The sequence below is a fragment of the Paramesorhizobium salinisoli genome (genome assembly GCF_003335045.1).
Lineage (GTDB): Bacteria > Pseudomonadota > Alphaproteobacteria > Rhizobiales > Rhizobiaceae > Paramesorhizobium > Paramesorhizobium salinisoli.
Genome location: NZ_QOZG01000002.1, coordinates 15046 through 34177 on the forward strand (window position 1 = coordinate 15046; position 19132 = coordinate 34177).

Below are 19132 nucleotides of genomic sequence, written 5' to 3' on the forward strand. Positions count from 1 at the left end.
GCAAATGCTACATCTGCGCGGGGCCAACCATGAGGATTGCCGGATTCGCCTGCAGCAGCTTCTTCGCCACCGCTTTTACCTGATCCATCGTAACGGCATCGATGAGACTGGCCCGCTTGTCGATATAATCGCGGCCCAATCCCTCCTGCTGCAGCGCCACCAGCGTCTGCGCGATGCCATTGGACGTATCAAGATTGTTGATCGCATAGGAGCCGATCACATAGCTCTTGGCCGCCGCCAGTTCCTCATTCGTCGGGCCATCGCTGGCCATGCGGCTCACCTCGTCGCGAATGATCTTCAGCGTCTCCTGCGCCCGATCCGGACGAGTGGCCGTGGATATCATCAGGGCCGAGGCGTGGTCGCGATTGATCAGCGACGAACTCACGGAATAGGCCAGACCGCGCTTTTCGCGTACTTCCTTGTAAAGGCGCGAGGAGAAGCCGCCGCCCAGGATGTGGTTCATCAGATGGGCGGCGAAGAAATCGGGATCCTTACGCGCCACACCGGGATAGACGAGAGCAATCGAGGTCTGCGGCAGCTTGTAGCTGACGCTTGTGGTGGCGCCGAGCGCCAGTTTGGCATCGGGAACGGGCGTCAGTTCGGCCTTCTCAGGCAGGGCGGCAAACACCTTGTCGAGCAGGGGCGCGAGTTCCTGCGGGCTGATCGCGCCGACGACGCCGATGGTGAGATTGTCGCGGGCGAACACCTTGCGGTGATAGGCCTGCAGATCTTCGCGCGTGACGGCCATCAGCGACTGTTCCGTGCCTTGCTCGCGACGGGCATAGGGATGGCTGCCATAAAGCACTTCAGCGAATTTCTGCGAGGCGATGGTGCTCGGGTCCCGTTCGGATGCCTTGATGTTCGCGATGATCTGCTGGCGAATGCGGTCGATGGGTTGCTGGTCGAAGCGCGGCTTGTTGACGGCGAGCGCCAGGAGATCGAACGCGGCGTCGCGGTTTTCAGAAAGCATGCGCATGGAACCGCCGATATCGTCCGAGGTTTCCGAAAAGCTCATCTCGGCTCCGACATTGTCGAGCCGTTCCTGATAGGCATCGGACGGAAGATCTCCCGCGCCTTCGTCAAACAGCCCGGTCATCAGATTGCCGAGGCCCTCCTTGCCGGCAGGGTCCTGCGTAAAACCACCCTTGAAGGCAAAACGGATCGAGATCAGCGGCACGAAATCATCTTGCACCAGCCAGGCCCGGACGCCCTTGGGCGACACCACTTCCTGGATGGTGACGGCGCGGGCCGGGAGGACGAAAAACAGGGCAACCAGCAGGGCGCCGACAAAAGCACGGCCTTGATGATAGAGGGAAACTCCTGACATCTTCACTTCACCACTCCCTCTGTTCCGCCCTTCGATGTTCCCGGCTGCGGCACGATCTGTTGACCGCCTTGCTGCTCATTTGGCTCGTTCGACTGCGCGCTCTCAGGCTCTACTGCCGGCGGCAGCAGATAGCTCGTCACCGAGCGCGCCTCTACGAGATAACGGGTGGCGACATCCTTGACCTGTTCCTTCGTCACCGCACGGATATGCTCCGGCCAATCCTGAACTTCCTGGACGGTTCCTCCGACAGCGAGCGTCGAGCCATAGATGCGCGCCATGCCCATCTGGTTGTCATGGGAGAAAATGACGCTCTTGAGGAAGCGGTTGCGCGCCTGCAGCAGTTCCGTTTCGGTCACGCCATCCTTGATAACACGGGCGATCTCGGCTTTTACCGCCGTCTCGACCTGATCAAGCGTGGCATCCCCGCGCGGCGCGCCATAAACGGAGAAGATGCCGTCATCGAGCGCGTCACCGGAATAATCGGCACCGGCCACCGAAGCAATGCCCTGCTTGACGACCAGTTCCTGATAGAGGCGGCTGCGTATCGATCCGCCGAGAATTTCACTGAGAATATCCAGCGCCTCTGCATCTCCCGGCTTCGCGTTCTGGTAGGAGGGTACCACCCACATCTTGCGGAAGCTCGGCTGCGAGACACGCGCATCGTTGAGCGTCGCCGTGCGTCTGGTGCGCTGTTCCGGCTCCTGCGGGCGGATGCGCGGCCCCGGATCGGCGCGGCGCGGAACCTTGCCATAGGTCTTTTCGGCCAGCGCCAGCACCGTCTGGGGATCGACATCGCCGGAGATCACCAGCGTCGCATTGTTCGGCGTATAAAAGCGCTGGTAGAAGTCGGTCGCATCCTTCAGGCTCAACTTCTGCATCTCCTGCATCCAGCCGATGACCGGGACACGGTAGGGACTGTTGAGGAAAAGCGCTGTGTTGGCCTCCTCGGCCAGGATCGCGCCGGGATCGCCATCGACACGCATGCGGCGCTCCTCGAGGATGACGTCGCGCTCGGTATTCACCACATCTTCAGTCAGGACCAGATTTTCCATCCGGTCCGCCTCATAGGTCATCACCATCTCCAGCGCCTGCGGTGAGACCTGCTGGTAATAGGCGGTGTAGTCATAGGAGGTGAAGGCGTTTTCCTGGCCGCCGATCTCGGAGATCTTGTTGGAAAACTCACCCGCCGGATGAGTCTTGGTGCCCTTGAACATCAGATGCTCGAGGAAATGTGCGATGCCGGATTTTCCCGGCAGTTCATCGGCGGAACCGACATGATACCAGAGCATCTGCGTGACAACGGGGGCGCGGTGATCCGGGATGACCACGACCTCCAGCCCGTTCGCAAGCTTGAAATCGCTGACGCCCTCCTTGGTGACGATCTGCGGCCGGGCCACGGCCTCCTGGGCGGCATTGTGGGACGGCGTCGTCTTGACAGACGGCTGCGAGGCGGGAGGCTGGCCGGAAGGAGCTTGTGCCTCTGGAGGTTGCGGCGCCGGAGCGGTCGTTTGCGCACCGGCAGGGGAAATCGGCGATGCGCAGAAGGCGGCGGCCGTTATGGTCGAAAGCAGCAGATGACGGATCGTGAAGCTCGGCACAGAAAGGCGTCCTTTGAACTGAATGGCACTGCGAATCCCACCATACGGCGTCGATCCGCCCCATGTGTCAAGACGGTTCGCGCAGCCCGATCAAACGGATAACGGTCCCGCCATAGTTGCGTTCGTCGTGAACCGCGAGCCGATCATCGAGCGCGAGCGCGGCATCCACCTCCTCCTCAAGCACCAAAAGTGCGTCAGGATTAAGCCAACCGCCCTCCAGAACGGAAACAAAAGCCTTTTCTCCCAAGCCCTTGCCGTAAGGAGGGTCGGCAAAGACGAGATCGAAGGGTTCGATGCTGCCTATCGCGCCCAGATTGCAGGCGTCGCGCCTGAATATCTTGGTCTGGCCCTGAAGACCGAACGCCTCGATGTTCTCGCGCAGCAATCCACGTCCCTCCACCGATTCCTCGACGAAGAGGCACGCGCGCGCGCCGCGCGACATGGCTTCGAGGCCAAGCGCGCCGGTTCCCGCGAAGAGATCGAGCACGCGGCCGCCCTCCAGCTTTTCGGGAAAGCGGTGCGACAGGATATTGAAAAGGCTTTCGCGGGTGCGATCGGAGGTCGGACGGATCGCATTCGACGATGGCGTAGCGAGCGTTCGCCCGCGGAGCCTACCGCCGACGATCCGCATTTCCACCTCTTGGTCCACCTTTTGGGCCACCTCCAGGACGATCGCCGCGTGGTCCCTTTGGCCCATCATTTCTGGGTCCATCATTTCTGGGGCCGTCATTTCTGGGGCCGCTGCCGCCCGGCCTGCCGGGGACGTTTGCGCGCGGCCGCTTGTCGTCGGGGCGCGCTGGACGCTTGTCGCCGAAGGAGCGTGCGCCAGGGGCCTGACCTGCACCGCCACGTTCGTCTCTTTCGCGGGCTTCGGCCCGCTCACGCTTGCCGACACGCGGCGGACGCGCGGGGCGCTCGCCTTGCGATGGTCTGTCGTTCTGCGATCTTTCGTTTTGAGGTCTCTCGTTTTGCGATCTTTCGGGGCGCTCCCTGCGCGGAGGCCTTCCCTCGCCTTCCCTCACCCGCTCTGCCGGTGCGGAAGCGGATCTTGCGCGAAATGGCTTTTCCTCGCGGCGCGGCCTTTCGGCGCTTTCCTCATGACCGGATTTCTTGCCCTGCGGCCTTGCGCCCGGAGCCATCCAGACATTGGCGCCACGGGACTTGCGCTGAAGCGGCTCGGCTTCGCGTTCCTTTGCTTTACCCTTTGCGGGGGCAGCCTTTGCCGGACCACGCCCCGGCCCAGGAGAGCGGGGCGCTGGGCTGGTGCTCAATCGCGACAGTGCATCGTCGCGCTTTTCATCCTTGGAGCGGCGCGGGCCCCTCGCCTTGCCGGCACCGCCTGGACTGCTGGAAATCCATTCCGGCGAACGGCGAGCGGGGCGTTCACGGACTTCCGGCGGCGCCACTTCGCCCTGCACGGCCATGTTCGAGAACTCGTTCAGGATGGGCGCATCGAAATCCGCGCCGGATTCCTCGATCAGCTTTTCGCCCAACTGGTCGCGCAGCGTGCGTCCGCGTATCTCGCGAACCGCACCCTCTTCCAGATCGCCCAGCTGAAAGGGTCCGAAGGAGATGCGGATGAGGCGGCTGACGGTAAGCCCGAGCGCGCCCAGTACATTCTTGACCTCACGGTTCTTGCCTTCGCGCAAGCCGACCGAAATCCAGACATTCGAGCCCTGCTCACGCTCCAGCGAAGCTTCGACGGAGCCGTAGAACACACCATCGACGGCGATGCCGTTCTTCAAGCCGTCGAGCTGTTCCTGCGTAACCTTGCCGTGCGCGCGGACGCGGTAGCGCCGGAGCCAGCCTGTCGAGGGCAGTTCCAGGATGCGTGACAATCCGCCGTCATTGGTGAGAAGCAGCAGGCCTTCGGTGTTGATATCGAGGCGCCCGACGGAGAGAACGCGCGGCATGTCCTTCGGCAGCGCCTCGAACACAGTCGGACGTCCCTCGGGATCGCGGTTGGTCGTCACCAGCCCGGCAGGCTTGTGATAGAGCCATAGCCGCGTACGCTCTGTCTGGCGCAACGGCTTGCCATCGACCTCGATGCGGTCGGCGCGCATCACGTTGATGGCGGGGCTTGCCAAGACCTTTCCATTGACCGATATGCGGCCCGCGGCGATCATGGTTTCGGCCTCGCGGCGCGAGGCGATGCCGGCGCGCGCCAGCCGCTTGGCTATGCGTTCGCCTTCTTCAGGGGCCGTTTCCGCGTCAGGCACACGCGATCCGGCCTTTGCCGGGCGCTTGTCACTGCTAAAGGGTTTGCGCTTGTCCGGGTACGGGCTGTCGCCGGGCCGCTTTGGCCGTACCGACTTGTCGAACGGGCGCTTGGCAAAAGGGCGTTTCGGGCTGCCGCCCTCGTCATTGTCGCTGGTCATCTGGTGTTTGCCTTTCAGCGGCGGTAACTAACAAATCAACTACGTTCATGCGAGCGAAAATTCCCGGAAAGGATATCACCGCGATGGAAAGAGGCGTTTCAACCCCGGCCCCGATGGACGTCGCGCTCGAAGAAGCGCGGGCGGCTGCGGCGCGGGGCGAGGTTCCGGTCGGAGCAGTCGTCGTCCGCAACGGCGAAATGCTCGCCCGCGCCGGCAACCGGACGCGCGAGATGAACGATCCCACGGCGCATGCGGAAATCCTTGTCATCCGCGCGGCATGCACAGTGCTCGGCGACGAAAGGCTCACCGGCTGCGATCTCTATGTGACGCTCGAACCCTGCGCCATGTGCGCGGCGGCCATTTCGTTTGCGCGCATCAGACGCCTCTACTACGGTGCTTCCGACGTCAAAGGCGGTGGCGTGGAAAACGGCGCCCGCTTCTATGCGCAGCCGACCTGCCATCACGCGCCCGAAGTCTATACGGGCTTTGCCGAGAAAGAAGCGCAAGCGCTCCTAAAGAATTTTTTTAGAACGAAGCGTCTCTGATTGCAAAGCGCTTCGCCGCCTTACCAGGGGACATAATCGCGCCAGCTCTTGGAGCCGCGCGCCGCAGCCTTGCGCTCGCGTTCCTTCCGAGCCTCATCCTCGCCAAGATCGCCCACCGGCGCTGTGCCGGCTGCCTGCCTGTAGTCCAGCGGCGGTTCGCTCAGATAGCGTCGGGTCGTGGGCGAGCCGGTCTTTGCGAGCTGACGGCGACGGATGATCTCCGCCGATTCCGCTGCCGACAGATTGCTGCCGCGCGATGCGCGGTCGGCGGCGCGGCTGTTGGCCGAAGCGAGGTTGCGCGACGAGGAGGATGTCGAGACAGGCCCGTCACTGGCGATCGGGGAAACGTAGCTCGGATTGTCCTGATTGGCCGTCGCCTCGTCACGCAGACGCTTGCGGCGCGCCTCGGGCGATTCCGGCCAGTTCGGATTGCCTGCGTGATCCACGCTCTCCTGCGGCGGCGGCAGGGCCGTGACGCGCCCGGCGGGCTTCACGAGTTCGGGACGCGGCTTGTACTCTATCCGCTGGCCCTTGCTCGCACCCAATGAGGCAATATTGGACACGTCGTCAAAAAGCTGAACGCCGGCCGTCTTGTCAGTGCCGTAGGTCGGAGAGGAAACACAGCCAGAAAGCCCAAAACCGGCGAACATTGCCCCGAAAATCAGAAACTGCCCATTAATCTTCATTATCGCCACTTCTAACCCGTCATAACCAGGCTGATCGTTTCAGCCGGTCCCCGGCCTTCTCCGCCAGCCCTGCCGTAGAATTCCGGCAACTCCATGGCAAGCCCGTGAATGGCCTTGTACATGACGGCGGTCGAGGCGGCAATTGCGGATATCGGTGTTATCCGCAATTGCCATGTTCCGTCCCTCAAGGCGCGTCTCAGGCTGGAAGCCGGCCGAGCGCCTTCAATTCCCGCAGGGCGGCGGCGTCGCGAGCCGAGACATCGGGAAACTCAAGGTCGCTGCCGACATCATGGGTGTAGCGCCAGGAGCGCGCGCATTTCTCGCCCGTCGCGCGCGCCGGGATGACGCCCACGCCCTTCACGTCATCCAGCGTGAAGGCGCTTTCCGGCGCGGGCTCGTCCGTCACATTGATATCGCTGGTGATGCAGATTTCAGCGAAATCGAGCCCCTTGACCGCCTCGGCCAGCGACGGGTCGGTGATATGAACGACCGGAGCCGCCTCCAGCGACGAGCCGATGCGCTTATCGGCGCGCTCCAGCTCCAGCGCGCCGGTGACGACGCGCCGCACGCTGCGCACCTTGCGCCATTTTTCCGCCAATTCCTCGTCGCGCCATTTGGCCGGCGTTTCGCGGAACTGTTCCAGATGCACCGACAGCGCCTGGGGATAACGGTCGAGCCAGGCTTCCTCCGTCGTGAACGGCAGCATCGGCGCAAGCCATGTCGTCACGCGGTCGAAGATCGCGCGCACGGTCTGGAGCGCAGCCTTGCGCTTGATGCTCGACGGCGCGTCGCAATAGAGCGCGTCCTTGCGGATATCGAAGTAGAAGGCCGAAAGCTCGACATTCATGAAATCGATGAGCGCCCGCGCAATGCGCTTGAAATCGAAGGCGTCGTAGCCGGCGCGCACGATTTCATCCAGTTCGGCAAGGCGGTGCAGCATCAGCCGCTCCAGTTCAGGCAGATCAGCATGGGCGACGGTTTCACCGTCGTCATGGGCGAGCGTGCCGAGCATCCAGCGGATGGTGTTGCGGAGCTTGCGGTAGGCGTCGATATTGGTCTGGAGAATGCTCTTGCCGAGGCGCTGGTCTTCCCAGTAATCGGTCGTCATTACCCAGAGGCGGAGGATATCGGCGCCCGAATCCTTGATGACCTCCTGCGGCGTCACGGTGTTGCCGAGCGACTTGGACATTTTCTTGCCGTGCTCGTCCATGGTGAAGCCGTGGGTGACGACCGTATCGTAAGGCGCGCGGCCGCGCGTGCCGCAGCTTTCCAGCAGCGAGGAATGGAACCAGCCGCGATGCTGGTCGGACCCTTCGAGATAGACATCCGCCGGCCATTTCATATCGGGGCGGTCTTCCAGCGTGAAGGTGTGCGTCGAGCCCGAATCGAACCAGACGTCGAGGATGTCGCGGACCTGCTGCCATGGCTCGTTGGCGCGGGAGCCAAGGAAGCGCTCGCGCGCGCCTTCGGCGAACCATGCGTCAGCGCCCTCAAGCTCGAAGGCATCGAGAATGCGCTGGTTGACCGCCTCGTCCTGCAGGATTTTGCCGTCCGCATCGGCGAAGACGCAGATCGGCACGCCCCAGGCGCGCTGACGCGAGAGAACCCAATCGGGACGATCCTCGATCATGGCGCGCAGGCGCGTCTGGCCGGCGGCGGGGACGAAACGCGTTTCGTCGATGGCCTTCAGGGAGCGCGAGCGCAGCGTCGTGCCGTCGCCCAGTTCCTTGTCCATATAGACGAACCATTGCGGCGTGTTGCGGTAAATGACCGGCTTTTTCGAACGCCAGGAATGCGGATAGGAATGCTTCATCCGTCCGCGCGCGAAAAGCATGCCGCGCTCGATCAGCGCATCCATGACCGCCTTGTTGGCGTCGCCCTTCTTGCCATTATCGTCCATGACGCGAGCGGGGCCGCCCTCGCGATCCGGCCCGAAGCCAGGCGCATCCTTGGTGTAGAACCCTGCATCGTCAACGGGGAACGGGATGGCGGTATCGATGCCGCGAGCCTCGAGCTCGCGGGCATGATCCGTCCAAACGTCAAAGTCCTCGCGGCCATGGCTGGGCGCGGTGTGGACGAAGCCCGTACCGGCATCGTCGGTGACATGATCGCCGGGGATGAGAGGGACGGGAAATTCATAGCCGCCGCCGAGACCGTTGAGCGGATGGGCGCAAAGGATCGATGCCATCTCGTCAGCGGAAACATCGCGTAGACGGTCATACTCAAGCTTCGCCTTGGCGAAGGAACCCTCGGCCAAGGCGTCGGCAAAGATCAGCTTTTCGCCGGGCTGTGGGCCGAAATCATTCTCCGCCGCCGTCACCTCGTAAAGGCCATAGGAGACGCGGGGCGAATAGGCGATCGCGCGGTTGCCGGGGATGGTCCAGGGGGTGGTCGTCCAGATGACGACGAAGGCGCCATTCAGGTCATCCGAACCCGTCGCCACTGGAAACTTCACCCAGATCATGTCGCTCTCGACATCCTGGTATTCGACCTCGGCCTCGGCGAGTGCGGTGCGCTCCACCACGCTCCACATCACCGGCTTGGAGCCGCGATATAGCTGGCCGGACATGGCGAATTTCAGGAGTTCGCCGGCGATGCGGCTTTCCGCGTGGAAATCCATGGTGAGGTAGGGATTGTCGAAATCGCCTGTTACACCGAGGCGCTTGAACTCGCCCGACTGCACCTTGATCCAGTGCGCGGCGAACTCACGGCATTCCTTGCGGAACTCGTTGATCGGCACCTCGTCCTTGTTCTTGCCCTTGGCGCGATATTGTTCCTCGATCTTCCATTCGATCGGCAGTCCGTGGCAGTCCCAGCCCGGCACGTAGTTGGAATTATACCCGCGCATCTGGAAGGAGCGCGTGATGACGTCCTTCAGCACCTTGTTCAGCGCATGGCCGATATGGATGTTGCCATTGGCGTAGGGCGGGCCGTCATGGAGGATGTAGAGCGGACGGTCCTTCGCCTCCTCGCGCAGCTTTTTATAGAGATCCATCTTTTCCCAGCGGGCGACGAATTCCGGCTCGCGCTGCGGCAGGCCGGCGCGCATCGGGAATTCGGTCTGGGGAAGATAAAGGGTCTTCGAATAGTCGATTTTCCCGGTGGTATCGGTCATGGTTTCTGGCTCGTTCTCAAGCCCGCGCAGGCAGCGCGGCGGGCAGGTTGAATAAAACGGTGAATGCCGTGAAGGCGCAGCCGGTCGTTCCCGGACCTTCCCGCTTTACGCTGCTGCTATGGAAGCAGCTGGGAAGGCCGGGCCACTAATTCGTATGACCGAAATGAAAAGCCGGAATGCAGTCATCATGGCGCTGCTTTTAGCAATGACGCGCCAAGGAATAAAGGGGCAGGCCCAAGAAACTTGATGCCTGCCTAATGCTATTAATCGCTGATCGCTATTCCAGCGAAAAGTCGAAGCGGTAGGTGGCGGAGAGGCCCACGGTGAACTGGTCGCGCGAGCCGCGCTCCTTGACCAGGCTCGAATCGGCCGCCGGACCCTGCAGGCGGGCATATTCGGCAAAGAGGCTCGTGGTCACCTTCTCGGTCGCCTTCCAGGTGATCGCGCCGCCGACACCGGCCGACTTGAAGCCACCGCCGGGCTTATACTGGCTGAGGCCCGAGGCAACCGCCTCATCGGCATCGACGCCGTAATAGGTGTCGAAATAATCCTTGGTGGCGAAGGACGCACGCGGGCCGCCGGAGATGCGCACGGTCGGCGTCACGTCGACAAAGGCGTCGGCGGAGACATCGGCCACGACGCCCTTGTGCGCGCGGATACCCTGCCGGACCTCGCCGCGGACGCGCAGCCAGTCGGTCGGGTAGACTTCGAAGAAGCCGCCTGCCTCGACGCCCCAGCGCACGGGATCGAGCCCCTTCAGCTCATCGGCCGTATCTCCGTCGCGCTTGAAGAGCAGCTTGCCGGCGATACCGGCGCGGAAGGTTTCCGTGTCGATGAAGGCAAAGGACGGGTTGTCGTTGCGCGAGGTAAAGCGCGTCGTCGCGCCCGCACGCCCCAGCGAGATCATCGGCGTCGCATTGAAGATACGGCTGTTCGATCCCTCGAAGCGCGGCGCGGCGAAGCCGGCGGCGCCGACGGTCAGATACCAGTCGCCCGACCAGAAATGCTTGCGGGTTTGGGTTTCCTGAGCCTGGGCAAAAGAGGTGGAGGCGATCAGAGGGAAGAGAACCGCGCCGGACAGAACGCCCAATGGAAAATTACGCAAAATGAAGCTCCGGGGAGAGAGTTTGAAAAGTCTTTGATGGTAAACAGTCTTTGCAGAGAAATGCGTAAAAATTGCTTAAATTCGAGGAAGAAAGTTCCTCATTCCGAAGGCTTTTCCTCGAAATTGAACGCCCGGTCGAGTTGTGACAGCGGACGCACGCCGGAAAGCACGGCGCGCGCTTCGGCGTCGTCCTGGCGCATCTGCACCATCAGCGCGTCGAGACTGTCGAATTTTTCCTCGCCGCGCAGTCGGGCGAAGAAGGAAACAGCGCAGGTCTCACCATAGAGATCGCCTGCGAAATCGAACAGGAAGGTTTCAAGCAGCGGCGAGCCGTCCTTGTCGACTGTCGGGCGGCGGCCGAAGCTGGCAACGCCGTCATGCAGCGAGCCATCGGGACGGCGGAAGCGCACGGCGTAGATGCCGTGCTTCAGATGCGTCTGCGGCGGCAGTTCCATATTGGCGGTCGGGAAGCCCAGCGTGCGGCCGAGCTTCTTGCCGCCCACCACCTCGCTCTCGACCGTATAGCGGTAGCCGAGCAGCCCCGCCGCGCCTGCGACATCGCCCTCCCCCAGAAGTGAGCGGATGCGGCTCGACGAGACGACCTCTCCACCCTCGTCGCGGAAGGCATCGACCAGCGTGACCTCGAAGCCCAGCCTTTTTCCGGCGTCCATGAGGAAAGCCGGACCGCCCTGCCGCCCCTTGCCAAAATGGAAATCGAAGCCGGTGACGACACGGCTTGCGGCAAGATCGTCGACAATGATCGACTGGACGAAATCTTCCGCGGTATGCTCGGCGAAGGCGCGCGTGAACTCCTGCTCGACCACGGCATCGAAGCCGAGCGCGTCGAGGAGCTCGGCCTTTTCCACCGCCGGCGTCAGCCGGTCGACGGGCTGGTCCGGCACGAAGACGCTGCGCGGATGCGGCTCGAAGGTCAGCACGACCGCCGGACGTCCCTCCTCCCGGGCCAGATCGAGCGCGCGCTCAAGCACGGCCTGATGGCCACGGTGCACGCCGTCGAAATTGCCGATAGCAACGACGGCTCCCCGGAGATGAGCGGGCAGATCGGCGGGGCTGGCAAGGCGAAGAAAAGAATGTTCCGGCATGGCGTGTTTGCTCTGATCTCAGGCCAGGGCGTGCATGGTGGCGACAGGATTGCTGCCATGGGTTTTCAGAAACTCAAGCAGTTTTTCGACATCCACTATGCCCTGATCGGCATAATCGCCGGCATGGATGCCGCCCGATATATAGAGGATATCGATCCCGAACTGCTCGGCGCCCTTCACATCGGTCAGCATGCCGTCGCCGATCGCCAGCACCCGGCTCTTGTCCACGGCCACGCCACGCACTTCGCTCGCGACTTCCAGCGCCGCCTCATAGATCGGCCGGTGCGGCTTGCCGGCGATGAGCGTGCGCCCTCCGATGAGGCCATAGTCACGCGCCAGGGCGCCGGCGCACCAGATCAGGCGGTTGCCGCGCTCCACCACGATATCGGGGTTGGCGCAGATGAAAGGCAGGTCGCGCGAGCGCAAGCGCGCGAGCATATCGGCATAATCCTCGGGCGCCTCGATCTCGTCGTCGACCAGGCCGGTACAAACTACGCTTGACGCCTCGAACTCCTCGACCAGTTCGACGTCGAGCCCTTCATAAAGCGCCAAGTCGCGATCGGGACCGAGATGAAACACGCGGCGCGGGCCTGCTGCGATCAGGTCGCGCGTCACGTCCCCCGAGGTGACGATGCGGTCATAGGCCTCCTCGGGAACGCCGAGCAGCGACAATTGCGCGGCGATCAGCGGCGCGGGACGCGGCGCATTGGTGATGAGGACGACCGTCAGCCCGGCCTCGCGGGCGCGCTGCAGCGCCGCCTTCGCGGGAGCGAACGCATGGATGCCGTTATGCACCACGCCCCACACATCGCAGAGAAGAACGTCATAGCGGGGCATCAGTTCATCAAGGCGTTCGATCTTGGGAAGGTTGAACATGCGGGCTCCTTTTATAGCGGGCGCGACCGGATTAGCCGAAGCCGCCGGGCATGTCATCTGCTTTCGCCTTCAAAGTCTCGGGAGCGAGGATCGGATTGCGAGCTTCTTCGACGGTCATTCAAATTTTACCTTGCTTCGTGACCAACTCTTAGAAGCCCCCTGCTATGAACGAATGGAATTCTTCCACAAGCGGGCGCGGGAGAATTCCTGGGGAACGTTTGGGGGCGTAGATGCAATCGGAAAGCATGCGGGCGGCCGCAATGGCCGGTGGGGTAAAGAACTCAGCCAATCCCAAAGAGAACCTATCGATTTTGGCGCGTTTCCGGCGCGACGAAGGCGGCAATTTCGCGATCATGGGGGTGTTCATCATGGCGCCCCTGCTGCTCGCCGGCATGGCGGCCATCGATGCGGCAAATCTGATGCGGACCAGGACCAATGTGCAGCACGCCCTCGACGCGGCCTCGCTGGCCGTCGGGCGCCAATTCGGCGGCGGGGCCTCGAAAGAGAGCATGCAGGATTATGGCCAGAGATATTTCGCCGCCAATCTGAAGGTCATGAACCCGGCCAAGGTCCAGTTCAGCGTCGTCCTGCCAGAAGATGGCGCTCCCATACAGCAAGTCTCGGCCGTCGCTGATTTCACCTACAATTCGCTTTTCGGGACGCTTGCCAGTTCACTTGGCGGCGGCGACTGGAACAAGTTCAGATATCATATGGTCTCGGACGTGCGCGTGAAGAACACGGTCGAGGTGGCGCTGGTTCTCGACAATTCCGGGTCGATGAGTGAAAAAGGCACCGGCTCCAACGAAGAGCGCATGGTGCTCTTGAAAAACGCGGCGACGCAACTCGTTGACACCATGGCCCAACAAGCGTCTTTGATGACGCGCATCGACAAACCGGTGCAATTTTCCGTCGTGCCGTTTGCGGCATCGGTCAATGTGGGCCCGGATTACGAGCAGACTGCCAATTGGCTGGACAAGGATGGGCGGTCCTCCGTCCATTATGAAAATTTCGATATGCCGGGGCCCGGCAGTTCCGTGACCGTTGGGGCCAACAAGGCCGTCAAAAACACGAACAATGTCTTCACGAAAGTCGGCAGCGGTTGGGGTGCACAAGTGGGTACCAGCTTCACTCGCTTCTCGATCTATGAAGACCTCAAAATCTATACGAACAGTTTAAACACGGCGACCAGATCATATACGAGTTGGAAAGGCTGCGTCGAGGTGCGCCCCGGAGTTCATGCTCTCATGGACACAAAGCCGAGCGCGGCTATGCCGGATACGCTTTTCGTACCGATGCTGGCCCCGGACGAATACAACGCCACAAGAAAATACAATGACCGGGATGGATACCTCTATACGGCGCCCATAAACGACTGGTGGCCGGACGCGGAGGTGAACACAAGCAGCGCATCGCAGCGCCAGCGTGACATCACCAAATACTACAAGCCTGCTCCTTATAATCTATCCTCCAAACTTTCTTCCTCGGTTCAGGGTATCGTACCGGGGCCCGATTACAGTTGCACGACGACGGCTATCACAGCGCTGACCGATGTTTCCGATGCCGTCGGACTTTCGAAGATCAAAACCGCCATCAATGCCATGGTTCCCAATGGGGCGACCAACGTTCCGGAAGGAATGGCATGGGGCTGGCGGACGATTTCGCATGGAGAACCATTTACCGAGGGGCGTCCCGAGACCGAGCGCGGGAACGACAAGGTGGTCATCGTCCTGACCGACGGCGCCAACACCTATTACTCCTTAAGGAACTGGAACTTCCGCGACGAGGCCGGCGTCATCTCGGCCTATTCCAATTACGGCTATACCGGCCAGAAAACGCCCGGTTACGCCACGACGCGCATTTTCCAGAACACCAGCAAGGTGAGCACCAACCTGCACACCAACGATAACTATACCGCCGCCATGAACGAGCAGTTCGCCGCATTGTGCGATAATGTGAAGGAAGCCAACATCATCGTCATGACGGTGGCGCTCGATCTCGACGCCACAAAGGGCAACGCGGCTCAGAAGAAGCAGGTCCAGGGGCAGATCGATGCGCTTAAATCCTGCTCGTCGGATTCGCGCAGTCGCCGCGATGAGGACGATCCGGGCAAGCCGGCGAAGCTCTTCTGGAACACCACGGGCGGCGACCTGTCGGAAACCTTCCGGCAGATCGGCGACGAACTCTCCAACCTGCGCATCGTCAGGTAGGCCTGCCTCGGCCTTGCATCCGACCCTGCCTCTCGTCCTTCGCGGAGCATGGGCCGTTCGAGCCAAGCTGCGCCTGATGAGCCCCGAACGCGTCTACCTTCTGTTAACGCTAGCTGCAGGGAACAGTGAAATCCGGCAGGCGGCGGGTTTAAATTTCCTGCGCCTTGTTTATCCCCCGGGGCACCCCATATCCTGCAATGGGTCAGGTTGGGGCCGGGTTGGCGGCGCTTGAAATGCCTGCATCCCGCACAGGCCCCCGGTGGGGTTCAACCGTTTGTTCCCTTGACAAATCGAGCCCGAAATTCTATCTCGGACAGCATATTGGCACTCACCGACGGCGAGTGCTAATAAATTGGACCGCAAGGGTTCATTCCGTCCATTCAATTTAAACTCAAGGGTTCAAACCATGGCCAACACCAAGTTCCGCCCGCTTCACGACCGCGTCGTCGTTCGCCGGGTCGAATCGGAAGCGAAGACCGCCGGTGGCATCATCATCCCCGATACCGCCAAGGAAAAGCCGCAGGAAGGCGAGATCATTTCCGTCGGCACGGGCGCTCGCGACGAAGCCGGCAAGCTGGTTCCGCTGGATGTCAAGGCCGGCGACCGCATCCTCTTCGGCAAGTGGTCGGGCACCGAGGTCAAGATCGGCGGCGAAGACCTGCTGATCATGAAAGAATCCGACATTCTGGGCATCATCGGCTGATCGCCGGTTCCCTTTTTAAAATCCTCACCATCGATCAAACCGGGTTAAATCCCAGGAGAGACTCAAATGGCTGCCAAAGAAGTAAAATTCGGCCGTGACGCGCGTGAGCGCCTGTTGCGCGGCGTCAACATCCTTGCCGATGCCGTCAAGGTAACGCTCGGCCCCAAGGGCCGCAACGTCGTCATCGACAAGTCCTTCGGCGCACCGCGCATCACCAAGGACGGCGTGACCGTCGCCAAGGAAGTCGAACTCGAGGACAAGTTCGAGAACATGGGCGCACAGATGCTGCGCGAAGTGGCTTCCAAGACCAACGACATCGCCGGTGACGGCACCACGACCGCGACCGTTCTCGGTCAGGCGATCGTTCAGGAAGGCGCCAAGGCTGTTGCCGCCGGCATGAACCCGATGGACCTGAAGCGCGGTATCGATCTGGCCGTCAACGAAGTCGTCGCGGACCTCGTCAAGAAGGCCAAGAAGATCAAGACCTCGGAAGAAGTTGCCCAGGTCGGCACGATCTCGGCCAATGGCGACGTATCGGTTGGCGAGATGATCGCCCAGGCGATGCAGAAGGTCGGCAACGAGGGTGTCATCACCGTCGAGGAAGCCAAGACCGCCGAAACCGAGCTGGAAGTCGTCGAAGGCATGCAGTTCGACCGCGGCTATCTCTCGCCGTACTTCGTCACCAATCCGGAAAAGATGGTGGCCGAGCTCGAAGACGCCTACATTCTCCTGCACGAGAAGAAGCTTTCGAACCTTCAGGCTCTGCTGCCGGTTCTCGAAGCTGTCGTCCAGACCTCCAAGCCGCTCGTCATCATCGCTGAAGACGTCGAAGGCGAGGCTCTTGCCACGCTCGTCGTCAACAAGCTGCGCGGCGGCCTCAAGATCGCTGCCGTGAAGGCTCCGGGCTTCGGCGACCGCCGCAAGGCCATGCTCGAAGACATCGCCATCCTCACCGGCGGCCAGGTGATCTCCGAAGATCTCGGCATCAAGCTGGAGACCGTCACGCTCGACATGCTTGGCCGTGCCAAGAAGGTGTCGATCACCAAGGAAAACACCACGATCGTCGACGGCGCCGGCCAGAAGGCCGAGATCACCGCTCGCGTCAGCCAGATCAAGCAGCAGATCGAAGAGACCACTTCGGACTACGACAAGGAGAAGCTCCAGGAGCGTCTTGCCAAGCTTGCTGGCGGCGTTGCCGTGATCCGCGTCGGCGGCGCGACGGAAATCGAAGTCAAGGAAAAGAAGGACCGCGTCGACGACGCCCTCAATGCGACCCGCGCGGCCGTTGAAGAAGGCATCGTTCCCGGCGGCGGCACGGCTCTGCTGCGTGCTTCGGCTGCGCTCACCGTCAAGGGCGCCAATGCCGATCAGGATGCCGGCATCAACATCGTCCGCCGCGCCCTGCAGGCTCCGGCCCGCCAGATCGCCACGAACGCGGGCGACGAGGCTTCGATCGTTGTCGGCAAGATCCTCGAGAACAAGAGCGACAGCTACGGCTACAACACGGCGACGAGCGAATATGGCGATCTGATCGCCCTCGGCATCGTCGATCCTGTCAAGGTCGTCCGCATCGCTCTCCAGAACGCAGCGTCGGTAGCCGGCCTGCTGGTCACCACCGAGGCCATGATCGCCGAGCTTCCGAAGAAGGATTCCGGCATGCCGGCAATGCCTGGCGGCGGCATGGGCGGCATGGGCGGCATGGACTTCTAAGAAGTCCTGTCCTGAATTAGGAAAGGCGGGCCCTGTGCCCGCCTTTTTTATTGCCTGCGTCGGATTGATTCCTGGCTCAGTTGGAACCGAACGTTGACCCTCCGGGTTAATGAAGGCTTAACCATGCGCGGCTAATTGGCTGTTGAACGATCTTGTCTGTTAGAAAGTTCTGATTGACTGGCTTCGGCAAACATGGTCAACCGCTCGGCAGGGGCTTGCCGCACACAGATGGACTTCCAAATTGCCCCCGCTTTTACGGAAGTCCTGTCTCAGGCAACCGGAAAGGCGGATCAAAATCCGCCTTTCCACCCTCCCGAAGATTTTTCCTTAAACCAGTTCATTCGGCGGCTTCGCTCAAGCTCTTCGAATGCCGGAACGGCTCCTGCGGTGCGCGGTGGGCGGCATCGAAGCGATGGCGCGCTGCTCTGACCTTCTCCTCGTTGGCGATCGCCCACGCGCCCAGCGCCCGAACCGGAACAAGCAGATCGCGCCCGAGATCGGTCAGCTCATATTCGACGCGCGGCGGAATGGTTGGGAAAACCGTACGGGTGACGAAACCGTCGCGCTCCAGCCCGCGCAGCGTCATCGTCAGCATCTTCTGCGAAATGCCCGATACGGTCCGCCGCAGCTCGTTGAAGCGCATGGTGCCATTGCCGAGATAATTGACGACGAGCACCGTCCATTTATCGCCTACGCGCGACAGAACTTCATTCACCATCGTGCATTCCGCGGTTACTTCAAAGTGATCCGGTTCCAAAAAAGTGCCTCCTTGCGCCGCTTAAAGTCGGCCACTTATATAGCGCCGGTTCCCTTTGGTTACCATCATATATGAAGAAAGGCTCTATACTCATGGCAAAATCGAAGATCGCCGTCGTCATAGGCAGCACGCGCGGATCGCGCTTCTCCCCCACCCCGGCAAAATGGATCGCGGAGCTTGCGGGAGCGCGCGGTGACATCGAGGTGGAAGTGGTCGACCTGCTCGATTACCCCATGGCATTCCTCGGCGAAGAGCGCACCACGGAGGCTCAGAACGAGACGGCGGAGCGCTGGAAGAAGAAGATGCGCGAGTTCGACGGCTACATCTTCACCGTCGCCGAATACAATCACGGACCGACGGCCGTGCTGAAGAACGCCATCGACATGGGCGAATGGATCCAGAAGCCGTTCGGCTTCGTCGGTTATGGCGGTGTCGGCGGCGCGCGCGCGGTCGAGCATCTGCGCCTGATCGCCGTCGAGATGCAGGCCGCGTCGGTCAAGACAGGCGTGCATATCCTCTTCCCGGAATATCTTGCCGTGGTGAAGGGCGAAGCCCAGCTCGGCGACTACCCGCATTTGGCAGAAGCCGCTACCAGCATGTTGGACCAGCTCGTCTGGTGGGCAAAGGCGCTGAAGGCTGCCCGCGAAGCCTGATCCCGGTATTCCTCATGGACTGGCCGGGCGCCCATGCAACGCCCGGCTTTGTTCCTGATCAATCTCGCGCTATGTAATCTCCTGGTATCAACAGGAGACGTCCATGCGCAAGAAGCTTCCCATCTCCACCGCGCCGATGAATGGCACCAAGATCACTGTCTTGTGGACCGACAATGACGACCAGGAAAACGAATCGGTCGCGCGGTATCACTCGCTCGCGCAATTGAAGGCAGGCGGCGGCGACTGGGACGAAGCCGATACCGGATGGTGGATATTCACCGACAGCCGGACGCAGAAGAAGATCGATCCCACTGCCTGGTTTTCGGAAGAAGACGATCAGGACGAAGAGGACGAGGAGAAATAGCAGCG

General features: G+C 61.7%; 17 protein-coding genes. 6 read left to right on the plus strand and 11 right to left on the minus strand.

Annotated elements, in window-relative coordinates; translation table 11 throughout:
* Positions 1-7: 7 nt before the first annotated feature.
* The 4 genes from DUT91_RS03650 to DUT91_RS03665 all read right to left on the minus strand — a co-directional run bounded on the left by DUT91_RS03650 (position 8) and on the right by DUT91_RS03665 (position 5303).
* Positions 8-1327 carry a M16 family metallopeptidase gene (locus tag DUT91_RS03650; protein ID WP_114439048.1) on the minus strand — a complete coding sequence of 440 codons (1320 nt, stop codon included), beginning with the start codon at positions 1325-1327 and terminating at the stop codon, positions 8-10.
* A gap of 2 nt (positions 1328-1329) precedes the next feature.
* Positions 1330-2925 (minus strand): M16 family metallopeptidase, encoded by a 1596-nt coding sequence (locus tag DUT91_RS03655; protein ID WP_245419527.1) that lies wholly within the window; start codon positions 2923-2925, stop codon positions 1330-1332.
* 67 nt (positions 2926-2992) lie between these two features.
* A complete protein-coding gene (rsmD, locus tag DUT91_RS03660; RefSeq protein ID WP_114439050.1) occupies positions 2993-3556 on the minus strand; it encodes a 16S rRNA (guanine(966)-N(2))-methyltransferase RsmD in 564 nt (187 codons plus the stop codon).
* Entirely contained in the window at positions 3537-5303 is a 1767-nt protein-coding gene (locus DUT91_RS03665; protein WP_114439051.1) for a pseudouridine synthase, read from the minus strand. Before DUT91_RS03665 ends, rsmD begins: the two co-directional genes overlap by 20 nt.
* An 83-nt stretch (positions 5304-5386) precedes the next feature.
* Here DUT91_RS03665 and DUT91_RS03670 point away from each other — a divergent pair, with 83 nt between their 5' ends.
* Positions 5387-5848: a nucleoside deaminase gene (locus tag DUT91_RS03670; protein WP_245419529.1), complete on the plus strand. Its 462-nt coding sequence runs from the start codon at positions 5387-5389 to the stop codon at positions 5846-5848.
* Positions 5849-5868: 20 nt separating this feature from the next.
* On the opposite strand, the gene DUT91_RS03675 is transcribed toward DUT91_RS03670, so the two are convergent.
* The 6 genes from DUT91_RS03675 to DUT91_RS03695 form a co-directional block, all read right to left on the minus strand.
* Positions 5869-6534, minus strand: a complete 666-nt coding sequence (locus DUT91_RS03675; RefSeq protein WP_114439053.1) for a hypothetical protein — start codon at positions 6532-6534, stop codon at positions 5869-5871.
* An 11-nt stretch (positions 6535-6545) separates the two neighbouring features.
* Positions 6546-6701: a hypothetical protein gene (locus DUT91_RS25735; RefSeq protein WP_160113621.1), complete on the minus strand. Its 156-nt coding sequence runs from the start codon at positions 6699-6701 to the stop codon at positions 6546-6548.
* 29 nt (positions 6702-6730) lie between these two features.
* A complete protein-coding gene (ileS, locus tag DUT91_RS03680) occupies positions 6731-9649 on the minus strand; it encodes an isoleucine--tRNA ligase (protein ID WP_114439054.1) in 2919 nt (972 codons plus the stop codon).
* Between the two features lie 277 nt (positions 9650-9926).
* Positions 9927-10706 carry a MipA/OmpV family protein gene (locus DUT91_RS03685; RefSeq protein WP_245419589.1) on the minus strand — a complete coding sequence of 260 codons (780 nt, stop codon included), beginning with the start codon at positions 10704-10706 and terminating at the stop codon, positions 9927-9929.
* 146 nt (positions 10707-10852) lie between these two features.
* The gene (locus DUT91_RS03690) at positions 10853-11857 is read right to left on the minus strand and encodes a bifunctional riboflavin kinase/FAD synthetase (RefSeq protein WP_114439056.1); all 1005 of its coding nucleotides are present in this window, start codon (positions 11855-11857) and stop codon (positions 10853-10855) included.
* Between the two features lie 18 nt (positions 11858-11875).
* Positions 11876-12733 (minus strand): TIGR01459 family HAD-type hydrolase, encoded by an 858-nt coding sequence (locus DUT91_RS03695; protein WP_114439057.1) that lies wholly within the window; start codon positions 12731-12733, stop codon positions 11876-11878.
* Between the two features lie 230 nt (positions 12734-12963).
* On the opposite strand from DUT91_RS03695, the gene DUT91_RS03700 reads away from it, so the two are divergent.
* The 3 genes from DUT91_RS03700 to groL all read left to right on the plus strand — a co-directional run bounded on the left by DUT91_RS03700 (position 12964) and on the right by groL (position 17353).
* A complete protein-coding gene (locus DUT91_RS03700) occupies positions 12964-14940 on the plus strand; it encodes a TadE/TadG family type IV pilus assembly protein (protein WP_245419532.1) in 1977 nt (658 codons plus the stop codon).
* A gap of 406 nt (positions 14941-15346) precedes the next feature.
* Positions 15347-15643, plus strand: a complete 297-nt coding sequence (gene groES / locus DUT91_RS03705) for a co-chaperone GroES (RefSeq protein WP_114439058.1) — start codon at positions 15347-15349, stop codon at positions 15641-15643.
* Positions 15644-15709: 66 nt separating this feature from the next.
* Positions 15710-17353 carry a chaperonin GroEL gene (gene groL / locus DUT91_RS03710; RefSeq protein ID WP_114439059.1) on the plus strand — a complete coding sequence of 548 codons (1644 nt, stop codon included), beginning with the start codon at positions 15710-15712 and terminating at the stop codon, positions 17351-17353.
* 337 nt (positions 17354-17690) lie between these two features.
* On the opposite strand, the gene DUT91_RS03715 is transcribed toward groL, so the two are convergent.
* Positions 17691-18071 (minus strand): winged helix-turn-helix transcriptional regulator, encoded by a 381-nt coding sequence (locus DUT91_RS03715; protein ID WP_114439060.1) that lies wholly within the window; start codon positions 18069-18071, stop codon positions 17691-17693.
* A gap of 131 nt (positions 18072-18202) precedes the next feature.
* Here DUT91_RS03715 and DUT91_RS03720 point away from each other — a divergent pair, with 131 nt between their 5' ends.
* Both DUT91_RS03720 and DUT91_RS03725 read left to right on the plus strand, forming a co-directional pair.
* The gene (locus tag DUT91_RS03720) at positions 18203-18763 is read left to right on the plus strand and encodes an NADPH-dependent FMN reductase (RefSeq protein WP_114439061.1); all 561 of its coding nucleotides are present in this window, start codon (positions 18203-18205) and stop codon (positions 18761-18763) included.
* 103 nt (positions 18764-18866) lie between these two features.
* Positions 18867-19127 carry a hypothetical protein gene (locus DUT91_RS03725; RefSeq protein WP_114439062.1) on the plus strand — a complete coding sequence of 87 codons (261 nt, stop codon included), beginning with the start codon at positions 18867-18869 and terminating at the stop codon, positions 19125-19127.
* Positions 19128-19132 lie beyond the last annotated feature (5 nt).